1 protein-coding gene and 1 pseudogene are annotated in these 2098 nt (G+C 60.5%); both read right to left on the reverse strand.

Annotation, left to right across the window (positions count from 1 at the left end; translation table 11 throughout):
• Positions 1-536: pseudogene (locus G9U53_RS33200) on the reverse strand (apolipoprotein N-acyltransferase); the annotation flags it as partial.
• An 89-nt stretch (positions 537-625) separates the two neighbouring features.
• Positions 626-2098: cytochrome c biogenesis protein ResB (locus G9U53_RS33205; RefSeq protein WP_165639978.1), on the reverse strand; the 1473-nt coding region annotated here is incomplete at its 5' end.

Here is a 2098-nt window from a genome sequence, read left to right on the forward strand (position 1 = left end):
TTCGCCAATGCTTGCCATCGAACATTCAAGGGCCCAGCCAGTGACCAGGCGATGAGTGTTCCGATCAGTGCAGTCACGAAGGAAAGACCTGGCGCCCCCGCGATCGAAGCCAACGGCAGCAGCGGGCCGTCTGCCTGCCCGAAGGCCAAACGCCCCCACGGGAAACCGCCGAACGGAACTCGGCTACGAAGTGCTTCTGCGGTGACCCATGCACCCGCAATCCACACCGGGGAAAGCGGAGCGTGGCCGACGGCCACCGCCAGTACGCCGAACACTCCGAACGCGAGCGCTTCAATCGCCGCCAACGCCAACCAAGGCGTTGCACCCACGTACGCTCCGACCCATGGCAGCAAGGGAACGAAGAATCCCAGTCCCGCGGCATAGCCGAATCCGAAACCCGCACGGAGACTGCGCCCCTGGAGAACGACGGTCAGCAGGGCGATGGCTACAGGGGCGAGAAACCACAGCGTGCGCGGCGGAAAGCTGAGAAACAGCAGCCACCCAGCGCCCACCGAAAGAGCGAGACGCAAAGCGATCCCACCGTGGTGCCGTTTGGGGCGACCACTCTTCAGGCATGCATCTAATTCACTGTCGGCAGTGATCGCACGGTCGACCGAAAGGACCCTCACAGGCCCGCTCTCGTAGAAGGAGAACTGCGCTGGTCAGTCAACAATTTCTCACAGAGATCGTCGAATTCGCCGCCCCAGCCGGCATGATCGGTCCGCGCGAGTCCACCGAGTTCGAGATCAGCCTGCTCCGGTCCCGTCCCCGGGCGTAGGCGGATCCACACTCGCCGCCTCCTGATCACGAGCGAGATCAGAAGTCCGAGCATCATCGTGATCGCAAAGACGAGAACCCACTGTTGCGCAGGGTCGTACGACACCTGCAGATTGGCGAATTCCTTGGCGCCGTCGAACCGAACCTGTGTTCCATCGGTGAGAGTCCGCGTCTCTCCAGGGCGGAGGTTCACACGATCTTGTTTGACCAGCCTTCCTTGGTTGATCATTTCCTTGTTCAACGAGAAGATCGATTGCGGGATGCCGGTGTCCAGACCCGTATCGCCCTTGTAGATGTCGATCGCGACCGCAGGGTCACGCGCATCGGGAAACGACGAAGTCAGAAGCGTCCCGCTGAAGGAAGCGGTCGGCGCGAAGAGTCCCTCGATGGCGATCTGATTCTTCCGGCGCTCGTCCGGATTCGGAAACGATCCACCTGGCGGATCGAACCGCAACGCCCCACTGCTCAGGAACGTGACCGCATCGTCCGGTTGAAACTGCATCGTCTCGGTACGGGACTGTCCGTCGGGAAAAGTGACGGTGAACTGCGGCGCGTACCCATGGCCGGTCAGATAAACACGGGCACCGTCGGTACGCAGCGGTTCGTTGACCCGAAGACGATAGTCTTTCCAGGTATTGGTCGCGATATCCTGCCCGCTCTGATACGAAATGTTGGAGGTGAACATTTCGGCCTGACCGGTATCGAGATAATCTGCGGAAAAGTCGTTGACCTTGATGCAAAAGGGCGCGAGACCCGTGCCGTCAGTAGCACTTCCCGCGCGGAACGAGTCGTACACGGCAGGTGACGTATTACAGAAACCGGGGCCGCCGTCGGCAATGACGATCACCGAACCCTCGTACCCCACCAACTTGCCGATCGCGACGGTGACGAGCAACCCGATCAGCGAGAAGTGGAACACCAGATTCCCGGCCTCACGCAGATACCCCTTCTCCGCGGAAACCGCTACCTCGGAATCCTTTTCGGACCTGACCGCTACCCGCCAGCCCTTGAGCGACTGCCGCACTCTGGTGAGGGCCTCGTCATGCGAGATGTCAACTACGCCGCGAAAATGGTGAGGCAACCTGGACAGATTTCGAGGCGCTCGCACAGGTTGGCTCCGAAGCGCGCCGAGATGCGCCTGCAAGCGTGGAACCAGACAGCCGATGAGAGAGAGAAACAGCAGGACATAGATCGCAGTGAACCAGAAGCTGGAAAAGACGTCGAACAACTCCAGCTTGTCGAATAGCGGGCCGAGGGTTGGCTGCGCCGCGATGTACTGGGAAACTTTCTGTACGTTGAGATTTCGCTGAGGCAACATAGC

The organism is Rhodococcus sp. D-46 (genome assembly GCF_011290655.1).
Classification (GTDB): domain Bacteria; phylum Actinomycetota; class Actinomycetes; order Mycobacteriales; family Mycobacteriaceae; genus Rhodococcus_F; species Rhodococcus_F qingshengii.